The following is a 21,583-nucleotide window of genomic DNA, read 5'->3' as shown; positions in this document are numbered from 1 at the left end:
GCGACGGCTACCTCATTTGGGGCAGACCCGGTCCAGTCCGGTCGCGCGACGCGGAACTAGAACAAGTTCCAGTCGGTCTGGGAGGCTGAGCCCATGCCCCGCACCCAGTTCGCCACCCGCTACGACTTCCGCGCCCCGGGCGCCGACCCGGCCACGCGCCAGGAGATCTTCGCCCGTGCGGTCGAGCAGGCGGCGTACGTCGACGCCCACGGCATGGACGCGCTGATGATCTCCGAGCACCACGCGGCCGACGACGGCTACCTGCCCAGCCCGCTGCTCGTGGCCTCGGCGTTCGCGGCGGTGACCAGCACGGTGCCGATCACGGTCTCCGCGCTGCTGGTGAATCTCTACGAGCCGGTGCGGCTGGCCGAGGACATCGCGGTCCTCGACCACCTCAGCAAGGGCCGGGTGGCCTACACGTTCGGGCTCGGCTACCGGCCGGTGGAGTACGAGCTCTACGGCCGCTCCTGGGCCGGCCGCGGCGCGGACATCGAGGAGCGCATCACCGCGGTGCTCGACGCATGGTCGTCCGGGACGACCACCCCTGCGCCGTACTCCCAGCCGCACCCCTTCCTCTTCTACGGCGGCGGCTCGCCCGCGGCGGCGCGGCGGGCGGCGCGCCTGGGGCTCAACTTCCAGCCCCAGCACGGCTCTGACGAGCTGAAGCGGATCTACGAGGAGACCGCGCGCGAGACTGGACGCGAGCCGGGCTTCGTGCTGCAGGCACCCGACGGTGGTCCGGCGAACGTCTTCTGCGCCCAGCGGCCCGACGACTTCTGGGAGCGCTACGGGCACCACCTCCTCGCCGACGCGACGGCGTACCAGGAGTGGCACGGCGAGGCCGGGTCGTACGTCGTCGACCACTCGCGCACCGTGGAGGAGATGCGCGCGGCCGGCGTCTACCTCGTCGTCAGCGCCGACGACCTCATCGAGCGCTGTCGCTCCGGCGAGGTCCGGCTGGTCACCAGCCACCCCGCCTGCGGCGGGCTCCCGGCGGAGCCGTCCTGGGAGAGCCTGCGCGCGGTGTGCGAGACGGTGCTGCCGGCCGTGCGGGCTACTCGCTGACGGTGGTGACGACGGCCGTCACCGACGGCCGCTTCGGGGTCGACGAGAAGCCGAAGCGTGGCGCCGGGGTGACCGGCGTGAGCGTCCCGAGGTCGGCGCCGTCGAAGCTGCCGGTCGCCGCGGTGATCGCGTGCACGTCGGTCGCGCCGTACCACTCGCGACGGCCGTTGCCGGCGGTCCCGCGCGTGCGCACGCCCCGCAGCACGATGCGGGCGACCGGGTCGGTGACCGTGCACCAGGCAGGACTCTCCGCGAGCCGTGCCGGCACCAGCCGCAGCAGCCGGCCGAGTCCGGTGCGAGCGCCCAGCGCCAGCGAGAGCGACAGAGAGGCGGAGCTCAGGACCCAGCCGTTGAGGGTGATCGGCTCGATCCGCACCTCGTCGAACGTGTAGGTCGACGCCACGAACTCGGCGACCTCCTGCGTCGGCGCGAGCAGCACCCGGTGCCCGTCGGCGGTCTCGACCATCACGTCCGCGAACACGCCGTACGGCGACTCGTCCCACCGGCCGACGACCACGCGGACCCCGCTGGTGGTGCCGACGCCGGCGATGTGGCCGCAGAAGCGGCTCACCGGATGGGCGCCCCCGAGACGGCGCGCGCGATCACCAGCCGCTGGATCTCGGACGTGCCCTCGAAGATCGTGTAGATCTTGGCGTCGCGGGCGAACCGCTCGACGGGGTACTCGCGGGTGAAGCCGTTGCCGCCGAGGATCTGCATGGCGCGCTCGGTCACCTTGACCGCGGTCTCCCCAGCGAAGAGCTTGGACATCGAGCCCTCGGCCTTCTCGAACTTCTTGCCCTGCCGCGCCATCCAGGCCGCCCGCCACACGAGCAGCCGGGAGGCCTCGATCGAGACGGCCATGTCGGCGAGCATGAAGGCGATCGCCTGGTTCTCGATGATCGGCTTGCCGAACTGCTCGCGGGTCTTCGCGTAGTCGAGGGCCACCTCGTAGGCCGCGCGGGCGATGCCGATCGCCTGGGCACCGACCGCGGGCCGGGTGCGCTCGAAGGTCGCCATGGACGCGTTGCCACCGGCGCGGGTGCCTTCGCGGGCCCGGGCCAGGCGGGCGTCCAGCTTCTCCTTGCCGCCGAGCAGGCAGCGCCCGGGGATGCGCACCTGGTCGAGGACCACCTCGGCGGTGTGGGAGGCGCGGATGCCGTGCTTGTGGAACTTCTGCCCCTGGCTCAGTCCCTTCGTGCCCGGCGGAACGACGAACGACGCCTGGCCGCGGGTCCGCAGCTCGGGGTCGACCACGGCGGTGACCACGTGGACGTCGGCGATGCCGCCGTTGGTCGCCCAGGTCTTGGTGCCGTTGAGGACCCACTCGTCGGTCGCCTCGTCGTACGTCGCCCGGGTGCGCATCGCGCCGACGTCGGAGCCGGCGTCCGGCTCGGAGGAGCAGAACGCGCCGAGCTTGAGGTCGCCGGGTGCGCCGTACATCTGCGGCACCCACTCGGCGACCTGCTCGTCGGTGCCGTTGGCGCGTACGCCGGCCGCCGCGAGTGAGGTGCCGACGATGGAGAGGCCGATCCCGGCGTCGCCCCAGAAGAGCTCCTCCATCGCGATCGGGAAGCCGAGGCCGGTCTCGTCGAGCGCCTGCGCGACGATGAAGTCCACCGAGTAGATGCCCGCCTTGGCGGCCTCCTCGAGGACCGGCCAGGGGAACTCCTCCTTCTCGTCCCACTCCGACGCGGCGGGCCGGATCACGTCGGCGGCGAAGCCGTGCAGCCAGTCGCGGAGGTCGAGGTGGTCCTGGCCGAGGTCGAACGAGGGCTGCGTGGGTTCGGGGGTGCTCACGTGTCGCAGGCTACCGAGCGGCCCCGCACCCCTGGCCCGGAAATGACCCGAACGGACCACAGCCGGCAAAACTAGAACTCGTTACAGTGACGGGCGTCACACCGGGATGTGGGGACAGACCGGCTGAGGGAGCACCGCATCATGAGTGACGACGACGAGCGCGCACGAGGACTGTCCCGACGGCGCCTGATGCAGGGCGTCGCGGCAGTCGGCGTCGCCGCCTGGATCCCGTTCGAGCAGATCCCCGCGGCCCAGTCGGCGCTGCCGACCCCACCGTCCTTCCCCGGCGGCATCCCGCTCTTCCAGCAGGCCTACAAGAACTGGTCGGGCGCCATCTCCGTCGACGCCGTCTGGACGTGCACGCCGAACACGCCCGCGGACGTCGTCACGCTCGCCAACTGGGCCCGGGCCAACGGCTGGCGGCTGCGTGCCAAGGGCAGCTCGCACAACTGGTCGCCCCTCTCCCTCGCCGTCAACGGCAGCGACGCCGCGAAGGTCGTGCTCGTCGACACCAAGACCAAGCTGACGGCTATCTCTGTGGACACGAGCAGCTCGCGGGTCCGGGTGCAGACCGGCGCCACGATGCTGGCGATGATGACCGCGCTCGAGGCGGCCGGCCTCGGCATCACGGCCTCCCCCGCCCCCGGCGACCTGACGGTCGGGGGCGTGCTCGCGATCGACGGCCACGGCACCGCCGTACCGAAGACCGGTGAGACGAAGCCGGCCGGCCACACGTACGGCTCCATCAGCAACCTGGTGCAGCAGATCACCGCGGTCGTGTGGGACGCCGCGACCTCGTCGTACGTGCTGAAGACCTACCACCGCAACGACGTCGAGGCCGGCGCCCTGATGACGCACGTCGGCCGCTCGTTCATCACCGAGGTGGTGCTGCAGGCCGGCGCCAACCAGCGGCTGCGCTGCCAGAGCTGGTTCGACGTGCCGGCGACCGAGCTCTTCGCGCCGGCGGGCTCCAGCGGCAGGACGTTCACGAGCTACCTGAGCTCGGCCGGCCGCGTGGAGGCGATCTGGTTCCCCTTCACCGACAAGCCGTGGCTGAAGGTGTGGAGCGTCGCACCGTCCAAGCCGCTGCTGTCGCGGCAGGTCAACAGCCCGTACAACTACACCTTCAGCGACAGCCTGCCGCAGTCGATCTTCGACCTGTCTGCGCAGATCATCGGGGGCAACCCCGGAGCGGTCGTCGACTTCGGCCCGCTCAACTACAACATCGTCGCGGCCGGCCTGGTCACCACCTTCACCTACGACATCTGGGGCTGGTCGAAGAACCTGCTCCTCTACGTGCGGCCGTCCACGCTGCGGGTGACCGCCAACGGCTACGCGATCGTCTGCAAGCGCGCCGACGTGCAGCGGGTCATCCAGGAGTTCACGTCCCGCTACTCGGCCCGGCTCGCCGACTTCCGCAGCCAGGGCAGGTTCCCGATGAACGGTCCCGTCGAGATCCGGGTCACCGGCCTCGACAAGCCGGCCGACGTCGGCGCCACGCGGTCACCGCAGCTGTCGGCGCTGCGGCCGCGGCCCGACCACCCCGAGTGGGACTGCGCGGTCTGGCTGGACATCCTGACGCTGCCCGGCACGCCGTACGCCGACGTGTTCTACGCCGAGATGGAGCAGTGGATCTACAGCAACTACGCGTCGTACGCCGACGTGCGGCCCGAGTGGTCGAAGGGCTGGGCCTACACGTCGGCCGGTGCCTGGACGTCGAACGACGTGGTCGACACCAGGGTGCCGACCACCTTCCGGACCGGCTATCCGACGAACGACAACTGGGACTCCGGGCGGGCCATGCTCGACATCCTCGACCCCGCCCGGGTCTTCAGCAGCGCGTTCGTGGACAAGCTGCTCCTCTAGGCGTGCGCCGGCACGTCCGGGGAGAGCTCCTCCTCGACCCCGGGGTCGCCGGCGTCCGCGTGGTAGTCCTGCGGTCGGGTCTGGTCCACGCCCTCGTCCACCTTCAGGGCGCGCAGGACGAACGTGAGCACGACCGCGACGAGCAGGTTGGCGAGGATCGCGACGACGGCGATGTAGACCTTGGTCTCGGTCCCCGGGAAGTTGACCAGCGGGCCACCGAAGTGGTCCTGCACGGGCGACTTCACGCCGTACGCGAGCCAGGTGCCGTAGGCCATGCCGACCGCCCAGCCGGCGAAGAGCGCCCACCGGTGCATCCACCGGGTGTACAGCCCGATCACGATGGCCGGCAGCGTCTGCAGGATCCACACCCCGCCGAGCAGCTGCAGGTTGATGGCGAAGTCCTTCGACAGTGCCAGGACGAAGACCAGCGCGCCGAACTTCACGAGCAGCGAGACCAGCTTGGCCTGCGTCGCCTCCTGCTTGTGCGTGGCGCTGCGGTTGATGAACGCCTTGTAGATGTTGCGCGTCCACAGGTTCGCCGCCGCGATCGACATGATCGCCGCCGGCACCAGCGCGCCGATGACGATCGCGGCGAACGCGACGCCGGCGAACCACGGGCTGAACTGGTCCTCGAAGAGCTGCGGCACCGACTGCTGCGGGTTGTCGACCTTCACGCCCGCCGCGATCGCGACGAAGCCGAGCAGGGCGAGCAACCCCAGCAGGAAGGAGTACGCCGGGAGCAGGGCCGCGTTGCGCCGGATCACCGACCGGCTCCGGGTCGAGAGGACCCCGGTCACCGAGTGCGGGTACATGAACAGCGCGAGCGCCGACCCCAGGGCGAGCGACGCGTAGGCCCACTGCAGCGGCTGCGGCGGCATCACGGCCTTGGGCGCCGCGTCCCCGGCCGCGATCGCGTCGGCGTTCGTGGCGTTGAAGTCGGCGAACCCGTCTGTGACCGTCGAGAAGATGTGGTCCCAGCCGCCGATCTGCGAGGGGATGTAGAAGACCGCGACCAGGATCACGAGGTAGATGAGGGCATCCTTGACGAAGGCGATCAGCGCCGGCGCCCGCAGCCCGCTGGAGTAGGTGTAGGCCGCCAGCACGCCGAACGCGATGAAGAGCGGCAGGTGCTGGACGAACCAGGTGTCGCTGGTCGTGCCGATGCCCATCACCTGGAGCACGACCTCCATGCCGACCAGCTGCAGGGCGATGTAGGGCATCGTCGCGAGGATGCCGGTCAGCGCGATCACCAGCGCGAGGCCGCGACTGTCGTAGCGACCCTGCACGAAGTCGGCCGGCGTGACGTACCCGTGCCGGTGGCTGACCGACCAGAGCCGCGGCAGGAACAGGAAGATCAGCGGGTAGACCACGATCGTGTACGGCACCGCGAAGAACCCGACCGCGCTGCCGGCGTACAGGGTCGCGGGGACCGCGATGAAGGTGTACGCCGTGTAGATGTCGCCGCCGATGAGGAACCAGGCGATGAAGGTGCCGAAGCCGCGGCCACCGAGGCCCCACTCGTCGAGGCTGTCGAGGTCCGCGCGGCGCCAGCGCGCGGCGGCGAAGCCGAGCACGGTGACGAGCAGGAAGAGGAAGATGAAGACGGCGAAGACGACGCCGTTGACGTGGTCGATCACCGCTCGTCACCGGCCTTCCGGTCGGACCCGGTGCCGTCGGGCACGGGTGGCAGCCCGTGCCGGACCCGGTCGCGGCGGTCGGCGACCTGCGCCAGGAGGTACGCCGGGAGCGTCAGCGCGACCGCGACGAGGATCAGCGCGAACTGGAACCAGAAGTAGAAGGGGAAGCCGACGAACGTCGGGTCGACCCGGTCGTAGAGCCCGACCCACAGCGGCAGGATGACCGCCGGCGTGAGCAGGACGTAGATGAGGGCCCAGCGGCTCGCCGAGGGCGGACCGGTGCGTGCGGGGACGTCGGACATGAACACCTCCGAGATAGGTGTGCGTGGTGACGTGCGTCACCTCCCGGCGACTTACCCACGCAGCCGGCCCGTACACCTCGGGGACGCTCGACAGGCTGGTTGCTGCGGCCCGGCACGCGTCATCTGGACCAGTGCTGCATCCGGGCCGGGCTCGCGAAGCGGTGACGACGCCGCGACACCACGAACACGACCACCAGGAGACCGATCAGGATGAGCGGCTTGTGGGTGATCATGGTGAGCAGCAGGAGGACCGCCAGGATCGCGAACAGCGGTGGGCGGAAGCCGCGGCGGGACGACCGGGGGCGATCCTCGGACGTCGTACGAAGCGCCGGGCCGGGCAGGTCGCGGAAGACCGGCTGCAGCTCCGCGCGGGTGCGCGCGTGCCAGACCTGGTCGAGCCGCTCCGCGTGCTCGTCGGCGGTGATCCGGCCCTGGGCGTAGTGCTCGCCCAGGGCCGCCGCCGCCTGCTCGCGCTCGGCGTCGCCGATGCGCAGGTGCTCGTCACTCATCGGTCGTGTCCTGGGCGAGGTCGTCGCCCTCGGCGAGGAGGCCGTAGAGCCGGCGCCGGGTCTCGGCGAGGATCTCGGCTGCGGCTGCGCGCTGGGGGTCGCTGCCGGTCGTCATGACCTGCCAGACGGCGCCCATGAGCTGACCGATCTCGGGCTTGATGTCGGCGAACGCGTCGCCCTCGGCGGTGCGCTCCTCCTGGAAGGGGGCCCACACGGCGGCCAGCTCGTCGGCGTGCTCGGCGACGTACGTCTCGCCGGTCGCGGTCAGCTCGAGGCTGCGGCGACCGCTCTGGTCGACCGTCTGGAGCAGGCCCTCGTCCTCGAGCTGCGAGATGGTCGGGTAGACCGAGCCGGGGCTCGGCCGCCAAGCGCCGTTGCTGCGCTCGGTGATCTGCTGGATGACCTGGTAGCCGTTGACCGGCTCCCCGGTGGTGCGGGCCGTGTGCACGACGTCGAGGATCGCGGACCGGACGTCGCCGCGGCGGACCCGCGGCCCGCGCTGGCGGTCGCCCTGGGCGAGGCCGAACAGGCCCGCGACCCACGGCGGCGGACCCGGGTGCCCGGGCCGGCCGAAGCCACCCGGCCCGGTCCACGGACCTCCGCCGCCCCACGGCCCGCCGCCGCGGCGGCCTCCGTGCTGGCGGCGCTCCTGCTCGCCGTACTGCGCCCACTGTCGGTTGAATCCTGGGTGTCCCATGGGGGAACTCCTTTGCTGAGTACGAGTGTGTCGATATCGCGGGGCGACAGTCCTGGGACTGTCGTCAACCTGTCGCGATATATCGCTAGATTACGCCGACTGTGGTGACGACACAAGCCGGTTTCACCGGTCAGCCGCCAGAACCCGCACGACACGCCGGTCCGAGGCGGCGTGTCGTGCGGGATTCGGCGGTCAGCCGGTGAAACCCGCAGGAGCTACCGCGCCAACCAGGCGGCGTACGCGTCGAAGGTGTACGGCCGCCCGAGGAAGTCGGCGACCAGGTCGGCGGCGTCCTTCGTGCCGCCGGGGGCGAGCACCCGGTCGCGGTAGCGACCGGCGACGTCGGGGGCGAAGAGGTCGGCCGGGTCGAAGGCGGAGAAGAGGTCCTTGGCGATCACCAGCGACCACATGTAGGTGTAGTACGCCGAGGAGTAGCCGCTGAGGTGACCGAAGCTCGCGAACATGTGGGTGTCGTCGATGTAGGCGAAGGGCGAGTAGCGGGCCTGCAGCTCGCGCATCGCGGCGGACAGGTCGGCGGGCCGGTCGGTGTGGAACCAGTAGGACATCGCGGCGTAGAACATCTGCGTGCGCGCCTGGTAGCCCTTGCCGAAGTCGTCGGCCGCCCGCATCCGCGCCACCAGGTCGGCCGGGATCGGCTCACCGGACGCGGACGTCGCGAAGGTCCGCAGCACGTCGGCGTCCCACGCCCACTCCTCGAGCATCTGGCTCGGCGCCTCGACGAAGTCCCACTCGGTGGCGACGCCGGCGAAGCGGGTCCACTCGCCCGCCCCGGCCAGCACGTGGTGGAGCAGGTGCCCGAACTCGTGGAAGAGCGTGACCACGTGGTCGTGCTCCATCAGGCCGCGGGAGAAGTTGCAGACCAGCACGCCCTCGGGCAGCTGCCGGCCGGCGAGCCCGTCGACGAGGGTGAACTGCGCGGCGTGCTTGTACTTGCCGTCGCGCGGGTGCAGGTCGAGGTAGATCCGCCCGATCCGCGCGCCGTCGCGGTGCACGTCGTACGCCGTCACCTCGTCGTGCCAGACGACCGCGTCGACCACCGGCTCGTAGGTCACCCCGAAGAGCCGGGCGGTCACGTCGAGGAGGCCCTGCTGGACCTTCGGGAAGTCGAAGTAGGTGCGCACCCGCTGGGAGTCCACGTCGTGCCGCTCCTGGCGCACCAGCTCCTCGTAGTAGAGGGAGTCGGCCGTGTCGATGGCGGTGGCGCCGGGGACGTCGCGGCGGTAGCGCTCGAGCAGCAGGTCGAGGTCGCGGCGCATCGGCTCGTCGGCGGCCTCGGCGATCCGGTCGATGAACTCGGGGATCGCCGGCCCCTTCTTGATCATCTTCACGTCGGCGTCGTACGACGCCCAGTCGGCGTACCCGACCAGGGTCGCCAGCTCGTGGCGCAGCGCGAAGATCTCGTGCAGCAAGGGCTCGTTGACCGGGTAGCCGCGCTGGAGGAACGCGACGGTGACGTCGCGGCGTACGCCGGCGTCGTGGACGAACATCCGCGCCGGCAGCGCGTCGGGGTAGTCGGTCGTGACCGTGACCAGCCCGTCCTCGTCCGCCGGGTGCGCGTCGAGCCAGTCCTGCGGCAGCCCGGCCAGCCGCTCCGGCGGGACCCGCACCGTCCGGACGTCGTCGCGGATGGTCCGCCCGAAGTCCTGGCCGAGCTCGGTCAGCCGCTCGTTGATCTCGACCAGGCGGGCGCGGGCCTCGTCGTCGAGGTCGACGCCGGCACGCCGGAAGTCGTCGAGCGTCTTGTCGAGCAGGCGGGTGGCGACCGGGTCGAGCCCGGTCGCGTCGGCAGCGGCGAAGACCTCGTAGAGACCGCGGTCCTGGCGCAGCTCGGTGACGAGCCGGTCCACCTCGACCTCGGTCTGCTCGCAGGTCGTGCGCACCGCCTCGACGGGGTGCACGTTGGCCAGCAGGGAGCCGACGGCCGCGACGTCGCCGAGGTGGCGGGAGACCTCGTCCCACTGCCGCAGCAGCTCGAGCGTGGTCTCCGGGGGCGAGGACCGGAGCGCGTCGACCAGCTCACGGGCGGCCGCCAGGCCGTCCCGGGCCCGGCTCTCCACCCAGGCCTGGGCGTCGTCGACAGAGGGCATCGCCAGAGCAGCAAGCGTCATGGCGCCAGACTGCCACGCCTCCGGGAGAGGTAGGCGCGCTCGGCCGCGTTCTCGGTCGTCGCGATCGCCGCGTCGTACGCCGCCCGCGCCTCGGCGCTGCGGCCGAGCCGGCGCAGCAGGTCGGCGCGGGTCGCGTGCCAGGCGTGGTACGTCGTCAGGTCGAGCCGGTCGACTTCGGCCAGGGCGACCTCCGGGCCGTCCAGCTCGGCGATCACGACCGCCCTGTTCAGCGCCACGACCGGGCCGGGCACCAGGGCGTACAGCTGGTCGTAGAGCGCGGCGATCTGGGCCCAGTCGGTGGCCGACGCGACGGGGGCGTCGGTGTGCACGGCGTTGATCGCGGCGAGCAGCTGGTACTGGCCGGGCCGGTTGCGGGCCAGGCACTCCCGGACCAGCTCGTGCCCCTCTGCGATGAGCGCCCGGTCCCAGCCGCCGCGGTCCTGCTCGTGCAGCACGACCAGCTCGCCGCCCGCGACCCGGACCGTACGGCGCGCCTCGGTCAGCAGCATCAGCGCGAGCAGGCCCGCGACCTCGGGCTCGTCGGGCAGCAGCCGGCGCAGGATCCGGCCGAGCCGGATGGCCTCGGCGGTGAGGTCCTCCCGCACCGGGTCGGCATCGGCGGAGGACGACAGGTAGCCCTCGTTGAAGACCAGGTAGACGACCGCGAGCACCGCGGCCAGCCGAGCCGGGAGGTCGTCGGCCCCCGGGACCCGGAACGGGATGTGGGCGTCCTTGATCTTGCGCTTCGCGCGGGTGATCCGCTGCGCCATCGTGGTCTCGGGCACGAAGAACGCCTGTGCGATCTCGGCCACGGTCAGTCCACCCAGGAGCCGCAGGGTGAGTGCCACCCGGGCATCCGGAGCCAGCGCCGGGTGGCAGCAGGTGAAGATCAGCCGCAAGCGGTCGTCCTCGACCAGCCCGGTGGGTTCGTGCGGAGTGTCGTCGTACATGGTCAGGGCCGCCTGGTGCTTCGCGTCGCGGTGCGACTCCCGTCGGATCCGGTCGATGGCCCGGTTGCCGGCCGTCGTGGTCAGCCAGCCCCCGGGATTGGGCGGTACGCCGTCGGCGGGCCACCGCTCCAGGGCGACGAGCAGCGCCTCGGCCGCCGCGTCCTCGGCGATGTCGAGGTCCCCGAAGCGGCGGGCCAGGGAGGCGACGACGCGTCCGTACTCCTCGCGGTAGATCCGGTCGACGGCGGCGAGCGCCTCGTCGGGGTCGCTCACTCGGACTGGAAGGGACGGACCTCGACCTTGCCGGCGCAGGCCCGGGACCCCTCGGTGGCCCAGGTCAGGGCGGCGTCGAGATCGGGGAGCTCGAAGATCCAGAAGCCACCGATCCACTCCTTCGACTCCGCGAACGGGCCGTCGGTCACGACCGGCTCGGTGCCGGTGGCGTCGACGGTGGTCGCGGTCTCCCGCGGCATCAGGCCGCCCGCGAACACCCAGACCCCGGCGTCCATCGCCTTCTGGTTGAAGCGGTCGACCGCCTCGAAGACCGGCTGCATCTCCTCCGGCGGCGGCATCTCCTCGCCCTCGACGTGGTGCACGGACAGCAGGTACTGCGGCATGGTCACTCCTCTGGCACGCGGCCCCGGTGGGCCTCTCACCTACTCCACGAACGCTCGTGCGCGCGTACGACACCCTTCCCGAAATTCTCCGCGATGCCTACGGTGAGGACATGTCGGACTCGGTGCACGACTCCGGGAACCCCTGGGGCGATCTCTACCGCGCGAACGTCGCCGCCATCACCCGGCTGGCGAGCGACCTGGACGACACCGGGCTCGCCACCACGGTGCCGGGCTCGCCGGACTGGACCGTCCGCGACGTGCTCGCCCACCTCGCAGGCGGGCCGGCCGATGCCCTCGCCGGGCGGATGGAGGGCGCGCCCGGACCGGAGTGGACGGCCCGCCACGTCGCCGAGCGTCGCGGGCGGCCGGTCGAGGACCTGATCGGCGAGCTGACGGCCAACCAGGACGCGGTCGCCGCGTCCACTCTCGACAACCCACGACCCGCGATCGTGTGGGACCTCGCGGTCCACCACGCCGACCTGCACGAGGCGCTCGGGCTCGGCGTACCCCCGACGCCGATGTGGTCGCCCGTGCTGGCCGCGGTTGCGCCGATGAAGTTCGGGGCGACGCAGCCGCCGTCCGAGATCGAGGACTACGAGCTCTTCCGGGCGCTCTTCTCGCGCCGCTCGCGCAGCCAGATGCAGGCCTGGGGGCTCCCCCTCTCCCCCGACCAGCTCGACGACCTCTGCATCTTCGGACCGCGTGAGGACGACCAACCCGTACCCTGAGGGGGTGCTCCCTCGGTCCCGGTCCCCTCGCGCCCTCGTGCTGCTGACCGTCCTCGCGCTCGCGAGCGTCGGTCTGAGCTCCCCGGTCGACGCGCAGCGGCCTGCCGGAGGTCAGCACGTCGTCGCCAAGGCCGTGGCGAAGAAGGACCCGCGCAAGACCCGGGGGCTGTTCGTCGACCCGCGGATGCCGGCTGCCAACCACGGCGCGCCGTACAAGAAGGCGCTCGGCACCAAGGCCCAGGCGCTCTGGATCATCCCCGAGGCCTACGCCACGATGCGGGTGCGCAGCGTCGTCCGCGCGTACACGTCGCGGGCGCTCAAGGCCAGGAAGACCCCGATGCTCACGGTCTACGGGATCCCCGGCCGCGACTGCGGCGGCCAGTCCTCGTCGGGCGCCCTCAAGAACGCGACGCAGTACCGAGCGTGGATCCGGCAGATCGCCGCTGGCCTGAAGCAGCAGCGCGCGCTGGTGATCCTCGAACCCGACGCCCTGCCGCTCTTCAGCGGCAGCGGGTGCGCGAGCCCGCCGGCCGGCTGGGTCGCGATGCTGCGGTTCGCCAGCAAGACGCTCAGCAAGTCCGGCGCCTGGGTCTACCTCGACGCCGGGCACTCCAACTGGACCCCCTACGACAATCGTCCGACGCTGCTGAAGCAGGCGGGTGTCGCGTACGACCGGGGCATCAGCACCAACGTCTCCAACTTCCGCCCCACGGGCGACGAGCAGAGGTACGCCGCGACGATGCTCGCCGGCCTGCGCAAGCTCGGCGTCAGGGGCAAGCACTACGTCGTCGACACCTCCCGCAACGGGGCCGCGCCGAGCTCCGACGGCTACGACGTCCTCAACCCGCTGTGGGCGCGCGTCGGCAAGGCGCCGAGGCTGGTCTTCAAGGGGGCGTTCGACGGCACGCTGTGGGTCAAGCACCCGGGCGAGTCCGACGGCCAGGTCAACGGCGGCAGCTCCTCCGGCACGTGGTGCGACATGCTCGCCGACCGACTCCTGACGGGCTCGTCGTCCGAGTCCTCCTGCCCGGAGTGACCCCATGGCGACGTACGCGGTCAACCCGGACGCCGTCGCCCACGCCCGCGCGCTGATCGACAAGCAGCAGTACGTCCTCGACAGCGACTGGGGCGACGTGCAGCCGAACGCCGAGGCCCAGAACGCCTACCTCGAGCGGCACACCTGGGACGAGTACGCCGCGTGGCACCTCGGCCTCACCGAGGGAGCCAACGACGAGACCAAGGCGCGCTACGCGTTCGGCTACGGCGACCTCCGCCGGGTGCACCGCTCCGGCCTGATCGCGTGCGTCTACCGGGCCGCGGAGTGGCGGCACAAGAAGGTGGAGCTCGCCGCCCACGACCTGCTGCAGCACCTCGACCGGACCGCCGGCATCGAGTAGATCACCAGCCGTCGGGGAAGCGGGCCGAGCCGGCCACCATCGCGAGGACGACCCCGAACGCGATCGCCGCCGCGAGCAGCAGCTCCCGGCCGACGTGGCGCCAGCGCAGGACCAGCAGAAGGCCGAGCCCCACGAACGTCACGGCACCCAGCAGCACGAGGATCGACACCAGCGGCTCCACCGCGCTCGCTGCGATGCCGAGCACCAGCCCGGAGGCGATGGCACGCCGTACGGCGACCGGGCGCTCGCCGCGTGGGAGCCCCACCACCGTCACCGCACCACCCGACCGCACCTGGCCGGGCGCCAGGACCTGCAGCAGCAGCGCCGCGCTCGCCGGGTCCGTCACCACCACGACGTCCCGGAACCGGTCCCTCAGCGCGTGGCGCCGTACCAGCTCGTCGAGGCGGTGCCCGCGGTCGACGTCGGGAACGGTCACCGGCGCCAGCAGCAGCTCGACCTGCGGCTCGACGGCGAGGACGCGCACCACTCGTGCGGCCTCGGCCGTCGGCGCGGCGATGACCACCGCGCCACGACGAAGGCCGTCGCGGACCCCGAAGACCTCGGCGTCCTCCGCCGTGCTGCTGACCACGAGGATGCGCTGGTGGTCGGGCACGGTGGCGACGATATCCGGAGCCGTCAGGGGAGGCGGAGCCTCCATCTCGCGAAGCTGACGTCGCTGGCGATCATCGTGAAGTCCGGGGTGAAGAGCGTGCTGTCGGTGCGCGGATCGGTGAGCGCACGCGCCGTCCGCCCCAAGCAGCGCAACGGCACCCGCGCCACGACCTCCCGGCGCGCCGGGCGCACCGACGCGGAGACGGAGTGGGGGCAGACGGGGCTGCGCCCGATGAAGAGGGTGGCCTCGCTCCGCCGACCCGGACCGGCGTCGATCGACACGTCCAGCTGATCGGTGTAGCCCGGCCGGACGAGGCCGAGGTCGACGGCCAGCTCCAAGCCGTTGCGCGGACGTGCGGGGAGGCGCCCGACCTTGATGGTGATCACGACGTGACGGTCGCGGACCGCCACCGTCGTACGCCGGAGGTCGGCCTCTGCGCGCGCCGCCGGGTGTGTCCGCCAGCCCGCGCCGTGGTGCTGGTCCCCTGCCGGGTCCGTCCCGGTGCGCGTGCGGGGTGGTGCGGCCGCTGCGACGGCCGCGAGCATGATCGTCAGGACGGCCACGAGCAGACCTGCGGCGCGCAAGGAGGACCTCATGCCGTGAGTCCTACCCGCTCGTCCGTCACTCCACCCCCGCGGGAACGCGATCGGCCCGCGACGTGTTGAGGAGCATGTGAAGGCCTCGCTGCTCGACCGCTCGCGGACCCGTGCGGGCGTCCCCGACGCCGAGGCCCTCGAGGCGACCCTGAGCCGGGCCGTGCACGCGGAGCAGGTCGGCTACGACCGGTACTGGGTGGCCGAGCATCACGGTGTGCCGGGCATCGCGTCCGGGGCCCCGGCCGTCCTCCTGGCCGCGATCGGCGCACGCACGACGAGCATCCGGATCGGGTCGGGCGGGGTGATGCTGCCGTTGCACCAGCCGCTGGTGGTCGCAGAACAGTTCCTCGTGCTCGACGCCCTGTACCCGGGGCGGGTCGATCTCGGCCTCGGCCGCTCGCTCGGCTTCACGCCACCGGTCCGTCGCGCGTTGCGCCGCGACCTCGAGGCTGCCGACTCGTTCGAGGACGAGCTGGCAGAGCTGCGACGCTACTTCGACGGCGTCGCCGAGGTGACCGCGCGCCCAGCCACCGGTCGACCGGTGCCGATGCACCTCCTCGCCACCGGTCGTGGGCTGGACATCGCCGCTCGGCTCGGGCTGCCCGTCGTCGTCGGGGGTCCCATCCTCGAGTCCGCCGAGCTCCCCGCCGTCCTGACCCGCTATCGCCGCGAGTTCCGTCCGCACCGCGGCAGCGAGCCGCGGGTCACGATCTCGCTGGACGTGACCGTCGCCGACGACGATGCCACCGCACGCGAGCTGGCCCTGCCCGAAGCGTGGGCGATGGCGGTGTCGCGCCAGACCGGCGAGTTCCCGCCGCTCGAGACCGTGGCCGCCATCCGCGACGCCCCCTGGTCGGGTCAGGTGCGGCGCCGGGTCGAGGGCTCGCTGGACCGAGCCGTGGCCGGGAGCCCCGCGACGGTCCGGCGGCACCTCGAACGGCTGGCCGAGCAGACCGGGGCCGACGAGCTGTTGGCAAGCACGTCGACCCATGATCACGACGCTCTGCTCGCCTCTGACCGGATGCTGCGCGAGCTCTTGGCGTGAGCGGGCGGTCGGGCGCTGACCACATCACGACCACGAGTCGTCCTCGCTTTGGTCGTCCTCGATGTACCCGGTCACCGGGTCCACTGCTGAGAGGAAAGTGCGGATCGCCTCGATGTGCTCGGCCGTCGTGCTCTTGCCGTAGTCGGATCGGCGACTGGTAAATCCATACTTCAACGCTGGGCCGCCACCTGCGGTGGCGGCGACGGTGTAGTGGTAGGCACCCGGTTGCGACACGTCGTAGGCGACGCTGAAGTCGACACCGTCGACGGTCAATCGGAAGTAGTCGGGCGACGGAGCTCTGTGATCGCTCTCCACGGAACGGATTCAAGCAACGTCGATCAAGCCTGTCGACTGGAAAGACGCGCCTTGATCGACGTGCGGATCGCGGCAGATGCGTGCGTTCAGTATCAGCGACATGGTGCCGAGCCTTAGGGTCGCTCTGTGTCGACCGCGACCGCGCCTCCCACCATCCGCCTCTCGCGGAGAGCCGTCGTCGGCGTGGCTGTGGTCCTCGTGATTGCCCTCGTCACTGCAGCGACCTGGTGGTTTACGCATGCAGATGAGCGTCGGGTCAATGCTGCGTGCGAAACCTATCTCCGACAACGCGAGTTGCTACGTTCGGCTCTCAGTGAGACCGACGAGGCCAACGGGCGCGCTGTCGCCGCGAAGGCCGGCCGCACGGAGGACCAGTACTTCAACGACGCAGATAAGGTCCGATCCTGGATCGACCAGTGGCTCAGCGAGAGCCCCGGCGTCATCGACTCCCTGGATCACGACAAAGGCGCGAGTAGCCTCGATCGCGATGCGGTCCGATCGCTCACGTTCGTCGAGGAGGGCTTCGCGGAACTGGAGTCCCTGATCGAGAAGTCCCAGCCCAGCGAGGTGGCTGACTGGCTGCCTGAAGTCCGCGCGCGTATGCAGATGTTCGATGACACCTGCTTGTACGCGGCCCGCAGCACCTGGCTGTGAAATCGGGGACCGGGCTTAGCAGATCGGGGTGCCTCTTTGCTCAACGACGAACGAACGACAGAGAGGTCCGTGCACGGGACTGCATCCGCTCATCGGCAGATCCGCGCTGATCGCGGCAAGTGCGGATGTCTTGGGGAATCGTGATCGGGCTGGATGCGATTGCGGGATCATGACGCCCATGAGCAAGCAACGCGCCGAGGCATCGTCCACGCACCGTGGGGCGACCCTCGTTTGCAGCCTCCTTGCCCTAGGACTGATGAGTTGCGGCACCTCAGGTCAAGACGACGGTGAGTCGGACGACAGCACGGAAATGGTGGCGTTCTGCAGCGTCTATACCGAACCTCCGGAGGGTGGCGGACTACGGGCGTGGGGCGAGGCACTCAGCCGGGTTGCGCCACCTTCGGAAATGACTGAAGCAGAACGGAACGGCCTGGGCGTCCGGGCGCAGTGGCTGGTGGATGGTCCGTCCCTGTCGTCGCTCCGAGAGAGTCGGTCCGACGTCCAAGCCTTCGACACGTTCGCAGAAGAATCGTGCGGAGACTCAGCGTTCAGTCTGGTCGGCGAGCAGGGCTAATCGCCATCCGCACCTCGCGGCATGAGAGTGCGCCAGGCGTCGGCCTAGCACCTGCGGTGGAAGGTGACCTTGCCGTCGGGTTGATGGGTCGCCTCGTAGGTCGGGTCGTGGGCTCTTGCGTGGTGTCTCGGGCAGAGCAGGCCGCCGTTGGAGAGGTCGGTGCCGCCGTCGTCTGCCCATCTTTCCCAGTGGTGGGCGTGGCACATCCAGGGTGGCCAGTCGCACCCGTCGGCGACGCAGCCGCCTTCGCGGATGCCCAGGGCGGTGAGCTGGGCTTTCGTGAAGAACCGCTTGGCGCGGCCGACGTCGAGGACCTCGCTCTTGCCGTTGAGGACGACGGGGAGGATCCGGGCGGTGCACGCCAAGCGGCGGACCTGGCGGGGGCTGATGCGCTCGCCGGTGTCGAGGACACCGGCCTTCTCGAGCCTGCCGGTCAACACGTCGAGGTCGATGTGGATGACGATGGTGGCGTCGGTACCGCCGACCTTCGGGAGGTCCTTGGCGCTGATCCGTTCGATGAGCTCGGCGAACGCCCTGCCCATCCGCTCCGGACTCGGGCGGCGCTGCACGCCGGCGCCGTGGGTGGCGGCCTGGTGCTTGGGTGCGGCGATCGCCAAGAGCATCTTCTTGAGCATCGCTGCCTGCACGGTCGGGAGGGTGAACCGGGCGTGGGTCTTGCCGTGACCGTCGTCGGTCATCGTGAGCCGCATCGCCTGGGCTGCCTTGGCCTCCTCCTTCTCGAGGAGGTCGGCCTCGTGCTGGTCCGCCAGGTCCGGGGCGACGACTTCGAGGAGGCGGCGGCCGAGGATCCGCAGCGTCTTCGCGTCGTGCTCAGCAGCGGCATCGACGAGATGCTTCTCCGCGCGGATCACCAGGTCCGGGTCCAGGTCAGCCGGCAGCTCCTTCAAGGCCCGGACGATCACGACCGCTTGCTCGGGTCGGAGGTCACCGGCAGCGAGGGCGTCGCGGACGACGTCGTGGGTGTCGAGGTCGTAGCCGAGGTGCACCACACCGGCCGCCGCCGACCGCGTGAGCCGGGTCTGGTGCGCGAGCCAGGTCGCGGTCGACGTCGCACCGGTCTCGGTGCCGACCTGGAGCTCGTCCGCATGCCGCGCGACCCGAGCCCGGAGCTCCATGACCTGCGCCTCCAGCCGCGTCAGCTCCACCAACGTCGAGGCTGCCTCGCCGGCGCTCATCGACCACACCGACGCATCCACCACGGCGTCGGCAACAGCGCGCATCCGCGCGGTCGCCGTCGCCACCTGGTGGTGGGGTGTGGTCATCGCTGTCATGGGACTAGCCAAGCACTGGCCACCGACAGTCAGAGGCCTCAGAGGGCCTTATCCACAGGGTTGTAGGTCACGAAAAGGTCACGATCTCGATGGCGGGAGGGCGGTCAGCTGTCCGGGGTTTCGACGCGGGCCTGGCGGCCCTGCTCAACCACCGGCGAGGGCTACGGCCGGAAACCCGGGCGCCGACCGCACCCCACCGCCCGCCGTACCCGCGTAAGTGCCTGTCGGCGGCCAACCCGAGCAAACCCGCAGGCCACTGACAGTCGGTTGGTTTCGACACGGGCCTGGCGGCCCTGCTCAACCACCGGCGAGGGCTACGGCCGGAAACCCGGGCGCCGACCGCAACCCACCACCCGCCGTACCCGCGCAACTGCCTGTCGGCGACCAACCCGAGCAAACCCGCAGGCCACGCCGACTGCGCTCACGCCTTGTCCTGCGCGAGCGTGTAGGCAACGACGGCGTTTGCGTGACCGTGGCCCATCCCGTGCTCGTCCTTGAGCAGCGCGACCAGCTCCATGTGCTTCGCGCCGGCGCCGTACCCGGGAGCGGCTCGCACGACCGCCTGCCACTCCTCGATCGGGCGGCCGTACGTCTTCTCGATCGACGGGAAGTACGACGCCGGGCCCTTCACCTGCTCGGTCATCACGTGATCCTCTCCTCGAGGTGCACGGTCACCGTGTCACCTGACTGCTTGCCGGACTCGACCCGGAGCGCGGCCTTGACCGGCAGCTTGTGGCTGCCGTCGCCGAGCGCCATGAACGAGCTCTCGAAGGGCACCCCGTCCACCGTGCCGCGCACCTTCACGAGGCCGTGGGTCCCGAAGAACTCCGCGGACCGCGGCCACACCACATAGGTCCAGCCGCCCTTGGCCTCGCTCTTCTGGAGCACCGCCTCGAAGGTCACGTCGATCGGGGTCATGTCATGTCGACCGCCGGCGCCAACGGATCTCATCGGCTACCAGCCGAGCGAGCCGGGGACGGCCTTGAAGGGACCGACGACCCGGCTGGTGATCCAGCCGCCGTAGAACCCGCCCGGCTGGGGGACGACGACCTCGCCGTCGACCGTGCACCGGTCGACCTGCGCGGCCATCACCGCGACCGCGCCGGCGATCACCTCGAAGCCGGCGGTCGGGTGCTCGTAGGTCCACCCCGCTCGGGCGGCGACGTGCTCTCCGGAGACGAGGTCGAAGTACGACGCGCTGCCCTTCCACTCGCAGAAGGAGCTCCCAGCCGTTGGCCGGAGCGTGCCCGGCGAGAAGGCGGAGCGCGGTAGGTAGTACGTCGGCGGGTGGCTGGTCTCGAGGACCCGCCACGAGGTCGTCGTACGAGCGACGACCTGGCCGCCGAGCTCGACCTCGACCAGCTCCGCGCTGGGCTCGACCCGTGGCGGGCGGGGGTAGTCCCAGACCGACTCGACCGTGGGCTGCGTCATGCCCCGACGCTACCGGTGGGGGGAACATCGGCCGCCGGGGTTAGGTTCGGTGATCGTGCGCAACCTCCGGGGCCTGGTGGCCGACACCCGACCACTGCGCAACGAGCACTTCCGTCGGCTCTGGCTGGCCAACATCATCACGGTCGTCGGCGCGCAGCTGACGGTCGTCGCCGTACCGGCCCAGATCTACGCCGACACCGGCTCCTCGGCGTACGTCGGCCTCACCGGCCTCTTCGGCCTGGTGCCGCTGGTGGTCTTCGGGCTGTGGGGCGGCGCGCTCGCCGACGTCTTCGACCGGCGCACGATGCTGATCATCACCACGACCGGCCTGATCGTCACCAGCGGCCTCTTCTACCTGCAGGCCGCGGCCGGCAACACCAACGTGTGGCTGCTGCTGTGCCTCTTCTCGGTGCAGCAGGCGTTCTTCGCGGTCAACCAGCCCACCCGCAGCGCGATCCTGCCCAAGCTGCTGCGCCCCGAGCTGCTCCCCTCGGCGAACTCGCTGAACATGACGATCTTCCAGGCCGGCGCGATCGGCGGCCCGCTGGTCGCGGGCGTGCTGATCCCCTTCATCGGCTTCGAGTGGCTCTACCTGATCGACACGTTCACGCTCTTCGCGACGCTGAGCGCCGTCGTCCGCCTGCCGAGGCTGCCCGTCGACGATGCCAAGAAGGGGACGCCCGGCCTGCGCTCCGTGATCGAGGGCTTCACCTACCTGCGTGGCCACCCGGTGCTGATGATGTCCTTCGTCGTCGACCTGATCGCGATGGTCTTCGGCATGCCGCGCGCGCTCTTCCCGGAGATCGCGCACCTGTCCTTCGGCGGGCCGGACGAGGGCGGCCTGGCCTTCGCCCTGCTCTTCGCCGCGATCCCGGCAGGCGCCGTCATCGGCGGCGTCTTCTCGGGCTGGGTCTCGAGGGTCGACCTCCAGGGCCGGGCGGTCATCATCTGCATCCTGGTGTGGGGCGCGGCGATGGCGGGCTTCGGCCTGGCCGTCGGGCTCGCCGACCACGGTGGCAGCGAGTGGCAGACGACCATGCTCGTCGCCGCCCTGCTGATGCTGGTCATCGGCGGCGCCGCCGACATGGCATCGGCGGCCTTCCGCACGAGCATGCTCCAGAGCGCGGCCGACGACTCGGTGCGTGGCCGGCTCCAGGGCATCTTCATCGTCGTCGTGGCCGGCGGCCCCCGCATCGCCGACGTCGTGCACGGCGCCAGCGCCGCGATGGTGGGTACGGCGGCGGCCGCGGCCGGCGGCGGCGTGCTCGTCGTGATCGGCACCGTCATCGCCGCGATCCTGGTGCCGTCGTTCGTCCGCTACCGGATCACCCGGCCCGCCGCCGAAGCGGTCTGAGCGCCTGCTCGCACC

Annotated in this window: 24 protein-coding genes; 8 read left to right on the top strand and 16 right to left on the bottom strand. The window is 71.0% G+C overall.

What is annotated here, in order from left to right; genetic code table 11:
- Positions 1–93: 93 nt before the first annotated feature.
- Positions 94–1,065, top strand: a complete 972-nt coding sequence (locus tag ABEA34_RS12455; protein WP_345521602.1) for an LLM class flavin-dependent oxidoreductase — start codon at positions 94–96, stop codon at positions 1,063–1,065.
- On the opposite strand, the gene ABEA34_RS12450 is transcribed toward ABEA34_RS12455, so the two are convergent.
- Together ABEA34_RS12450 and ABEA34_RS12445 are read right to left on the bottom strand one after the other, a co-directional pair.
- Positions 1,055–1,636, bottom strand: coding sequence for a hypothetical protein (locus tag ABEA34_RS12450; protein ID WP_345521601.1), 582 nt, complete (start codon positions 1,634–1,636; stop codon positions 1,055–1,057). The two genes, ABEA34_RS12455 and ABEA34_RS12450, sit on opposite strands and share 11 nt — an antisense overlap.
- A complete protein-coding gene (locus tag ABEA34_RS12445) occupies positions 1,633–2,862 on the bottom strand; it encodes an acyl-CoA dehydrogenase family protein (protein ID WP_345521600.1) in 1,230 nt (409 codons plus the stop codon). The genes ABEA34_RS12450 and ABEA34_RS12445 overlap by 4 nt, the downstream gene beginning before the upstream one ends.
- A gap of 141 nt (positions 2,863–3,003) precedes the next feature.
- On the opposite strand from ABEA34_RS12445, the gene ABEA34_RS12440 reads away from it, so the two are divergent.
- Positions 3,004–4,728 carry a cholesterol oxidase substrate-binding domain-containing protein gene (locus ABEA34_RS12440; RefSeq protein ID WP_345521599.1) on the top strand — a complete coding sequence of 575 codons (1,725 nt, stop codon included), beginning with the start codon at positions 3,004–3,006 and terminating at the stop codon, positions 4,726–4,728.
- Here the strand turns inward: ABEA34_RS12440 and mctP are convergent.
- From mctP to ABEA34_RS12405, 7 genes are all read right to left on the bottom strand, one after another.
- A complete protein-coding gene (gene mctP / locus ABEA34_RS12435; protein ID WP_345521598.1) occupies positions 4,725–6,365 on the bottom strand; it encodes a monocarboxylate uptake permease MctP in 1,641 nt (546 codons plus the stop codon). The genes ABEA34_RS12440 and mctP overlap by 4 nt on opposite strands.
- The gene (locus ABEA34_RS12430; protein WP_345521597.1) at positions 6,362–6,667 is read right to left on the bottom strand and encodes a DUF3311 domain-containing protein; all 306 of its coding nucleotides are present in this window, start codon (positions 6,665–6,667) and stop codon (positions 6,362–6,364) included. The genes mctP and ABEA34_RS12430 overlap by 4 nt, the downstream gene beginning before the upstream one ends.
- 119 nt (positions 6,668–6,786) lie before the next feature.
- Entirely contained in the window at positions 6,787–7,176 is a 390-nt protein-coding gene (locus ABEA34_RS12425) for a DUF1707 SHOCT-like domain-containing protein (protein WP_345521596.1), read from the bottom strand.
- On the bottom strand, positions 7,169–7,873 hold the full coding sequence (locus tag ABEA34_RS12420) for a PadR family transcriptional regulator (RefSeq protein WP_345521595.1): 705 nt from the start codon (positions 7,871–7,873) through the stop codon (positions 7,169–7,171). The genes ABEA34_RS12425 and ABEA34_RS12420 overlap by 8 nt, the downstream gene beginning before the upstream one ends.
- Before the next feature lie 215 nt (positions 7,874–8,088).
- Complete coding sequence (locus ABEA34_RS12415) at positions 8,089–10,002, bottom strand: M3 family metallopeptidase (RefSeq protein ID WP_345521593.1); 1,914 nt, start codon at positions 10,000–10,002, stop codon at positions 8,089–8,091.
- On the bottom strand, positions 9,999–11,225 hold the full coding sequence (locus ABEA34_RS12410) for an RNA polymerase sigma factor (protein WP_345521592.1): 1,227 nt from the start codon (positions 11,223–11,225) through the stop codon (positions 9,999–10,001). The genes ABEA34_RS12415 and ABEA34_RS12410 overlap by 4 nt, the downstream gene beginning before the upstream one ends.
- Positions 11,222–11,569, bottom strand: coding sequence for a YciI family protein (locus ABEA34_RS12405; RefSeq protein WP_345521591.1), 348 nt, complete (start codon positions 11,567–11,569; stop codon positions 11,222–11,224). The genes ABEA34_RS12410 and ABEA34_RS12405 overlap by 4 nt, the downstream gene beginning before the upstream one ends.
- Before the next feature lie 110 nt (positions 11,570–11,679).
- Between ABEA34_RS12405 and ABEA34_RS12400 the strand changes: the two genes are divergently transcribed.
- From ABEA34_RS12400 to ABEA34_RS12390, 3 genes are read left to right on the top strand one after another with little or no spacing between them, the layout of a single operon-like run.
- Positions 11,680–12,297: a maleylpyruvate isomerase N-terminal domain-containing protein gene (locus ABEA34_RS12400; RefSeq protein WP_345521590.1), complete on the top strand. Its 618-nt coding sequence runs from the start codon at positions 11,680–11,682 to the stop codon at positions 12,295–12,297.
- Between the two features lie 4 nt (positions 12,298–12,301).
- The gene (locus ABEA34_RS12395; RefSeq protein ID WP_345521589.1) at positions 12,302–13,333 is read left to right on the top strand and encodes a glycoside hydrolase family 6 protein; all 1,032 of its coding nucleotides are present in this window, start codon (positions 12,302–12,304) and stop codon (positions 13,331–13,333) included.
- A gap of 4 nt (positions 13,334–13,337) precedes the next feature.
- Positions 13,338–13,694 carry a hypothetical protein gene (locus ABEA34_RS12390; RefSeq protein ID WP_345521588.1) on the top strand — a complete coding sequence of 119 codons (357 nt, stop codon included), beginning with the start codon at positions 13,338–13,340 and terminating at the stop codon, positions 13,692–13,694.
- A 1-nt stretch (position 13,695) separates the two neighbouring features.
- On the opposite strand, the gene ABEA34_RS12385 is transcribed toward ABEA34_RS12390, so the two are convergent.
- Both ABEA34_RS12385 and ABEA34_RS12380 read right to left on the bottom strand, forming a co-directional pair.
- Entirely contained in the window at positions 13,696–14,307 is a 612-nt protein-coding gene (locus ABEA34_RS12385) for a hypothetical protein (protein WP_345521587.1), read from the bottom strand.
- A gap of 23 nt (positions 14,308–14,330) precedes the next feature.
- Positions 14,331–14,903 (bottom strand): hypothetical protein, encoded by a 573-nt coding sequence (locus ABEA34_RS12380; protein WP_345521586.1) that lies wholly within the window; start codon positions 14,901–14,903, stop codon positions 14,331–14,333.
- Positions 14,904–14,979: 76 nt separating this feature from the next.
- Here ABEA34_RS12380 and ABEA34_RS12375 point away from each other — a divergent pair, with 76 nt between their 5' ends.
- Complete coding sequence (locus tag ABEA34_RS12375) at positions 14,980–15,948, top strand: MsnO8 family LLM class oxidoreductase (protein ID WP_345521585.1); 969 nt, start codon at positions 14,980–14,982, stop codon at positions 15,946–15,948.
- Positions 15,949–15,972: 24 nt separating this feature from the next.
- Here the strand turns inward: ABEA34_RS12375 and ABEA34_RS12370 are convergent, their stop codons facing one another.
- Complete coding sequence (locus tag ABEA34_RS12370; RefSeq protein ID WP_345521584.1) at positions 15,973–16,221, bottom strand: hypothetical protein; 249 nt, start codon at positions 16,219–16,221, stop codon at positions 15,973–15,975.
- 168 nt (positions 16,222–16,389) lie between these two features.
- Between ABEA34_RS12370 and ABEA34_RS12365 the strand changes: the two genes are divergently transcribed.
- Positions 16,390–16,917: a hypothetical protein gene (locus tag ABEA34_RS12365; RefSeq protein WP_345521583.1), complete on the top strand. Its 528-nt coding sequence runs from the start codon at positions 16,390–16,392 to the stop codon at positions 16,915–16,917.
- Positions 16,918–17,535: 618 nt separating this feature from the next.
- Here ABEA34_RS12365 and ABEA34_RS12360 read toward each other — a convergent pair.
- The 4 genes from ABEA34_RS12360 to ABEA34_RS12345 all read right to left on the bottom strand — a co-directional run bounded on the left by ABEA34_RS12360 (position 17,536) and on the right by ABEA34_RS12345 (position 20,214).
- On the bottom strand, positions 17,536–18,783 hold the full coding sequence (locus tag ABEA34_RS12360) for an HNH endonuclease signature motif containing protein (protein ID WP_345521582.1): 1,248 nt from the start codon (positions 18,781–18,783) through the stop codon (positions 17,536–17,538).
- A 421-nt stretch (positions 18,784–19,204) separates the two neighbouring features.
- Positions 19,205–19,426: a DUF4287 domain-containing protein gene (locus tag ABEA34_RS12355; protein WP_345521581.1), complete on the bottom strand. Its 222-nt coding sequence runs from the start codon at positions 19,424–19,426 to the stop codon at positions 19,205–19,207.
- On the bottom strand, positions 19,426–19,701 hold the full coding sequence (locus ABEA34_RS12350) for a DUF1905 domain-containing protein (RefSeq protein ID WP_345521580.1): 276 nt from the start codon (positions 19,699–19,701) through the stop codon (positions 19,426–19,428). Before ABEA34_RS12350 ends, ABEA34_RS12355 begins: the two co-directional genes overlap by 1 nt.
- 36 nt (positions 19,702–19,737) lie before the next feature.
- The gene (locus ABEA34_RS12345) at positions 19,738–20,214 is read right to left on the bottom strand and encodes a DUF427 domain-containing protein (RefSeq protein WP_345521579.1); all 477 of its coding nucleotides are present in this window, start codon (positions 20,212–20,214) and stop codon (positions 19,738–19,740) included.
- 55 nt (positions 20,215–20,269) lie between these two features.
- Between ABEA34_RS12345 and ABEA34_RS12340 the strand changes: the two genes are divergently transcribed.
- Positions 20,270–21,568, top strand: coding sequence for an MFS transporter (locus tag ABEA34_RS12340; RefSeq protein WP_345521577.1), 1,299 nt, complete (start codon positions 20,270–20,272; stop codon positions 21,566–21,568).
- Positions 21,569–21,583 lie beyond the last annotated feature (15 nt).

Source organism: Nocardioides conyzicola (assembly GCF_039543825.1).
GTDB classification, from domain to species: domain Bacteria; phylum Actinomycetota; class Actinomycetes; order Propionibacteriales; family Nocardioidaceae; genus Nocardioides; species Nocardioides conyzicola.
This window is presented reverse-complemented; position numbering and strand designations above follow the sequence as displayed.

Excerpts from the sequence above, each read along its gene's own strand:
- ABEA34_RS12400 (WP_345521590.1), top strand. The coding sequence starts at position 11,680 with ATGTCGGACTCGGTGCACGACTCCGGGAACCCCTGGGGCGATCTCTAC.
- ABEA34_RS12350 (WP_345521580.1), bottom strand. The coding sequence starts at position 19,701 with ATGACCCCGATCGACGTGACCTTCGAGGCGGTGCTCCAGAAGAGCGAG.
- ABEA34_RS12360 (WP_345521582.1), bottom strand. The coding sequence starts at position 18,783 with ATGACAGCGATGACCACACCCCACCACCAGGTGGCGACGGCGACCGCG.
- ABEA34_RS12455 (WP_345521602.1), top strand. The coding sequence starts at position 94 with ATGCCCCGCACCCAGTTCGCCACCCGCTACGACTTCCGCGCCCCGGGC.
- ABEA34_RS12420 (WP_345521595.1), bottom strand. The coding sequence starts at position 7,873 with ATGGGACACCCAGGATTCAACCGACAGTGGGCGCAGTACGGCGAGCAG.
- ABEA34_RS12345 (WP_345521579.1), bottom strand. The coding sequence starts at position 20,214 with ATGACGCAGCCCACGGTCGAGTCGGTCTGGGACTACCCCCGCCCGCCA.
- ABEA34_RS12440 (WP_345521599.1), top strand. The coding sequence starts at position 3,004 with ATGAGTGACGACGACGAGCGCGCACGAGGACTGTCCCGACGGCGCCTG.
- ABEA34_RS12380 (WP_345521586.1), bottom strand. The coding sequence starts at position 14,903 with ATGAGGTCCTCCTTGCGCGCCGCAGGTCTGCTCGTGGCCGTCCTGACG.
- ABEA34_RS12390 (WP_345521588.1), top strand. The coding sequence starts at position 13,338 with ATGGCGACGTACGCGGTCAACCCGGACGCCGTCGCCCACGCCCGCGCG.
- ABEA34_RS12405 (WP_345521591.1), bottom strand. The coding sequence starts at position 11,569 with ATGCCGCAGTACCTGCTGTCCGTGCACCACGTCGAGGGCGAGGAGATG.
- ABEA34_RS12355 (WP_345521581.1), bottom strand. The coding sequence starts at position 19,426 with ATGACCGAGCAGGTGAAGGGCCCGGCGTCGTACTTCCCGTCGATCGAG.
- ABEA34_RS12430 (WP_345521597.1), bottom strand. The coding sequence starts at position 6,667 with ATGTCCGACGTCCCCGCACGCACCGGTCCGCCCTCGGCGAGCCGCTGG.
- ABEA34_RS12415 (WP_345521593.1), bottom strand. The coding sequence starts at position 10,002 with ATGACGCTTGCTGCTCTGGCGATGCCCTCTGTCGACGACGCCCAGGCC.
- ABEA34_RS12425 (WP_345521596.1), bottom strand. The coding sequence starts at position 7,176 with ATGAGTGACGAGCACCTGCGCATCGGCGACGCCGAGCGCGAGCAGGCG.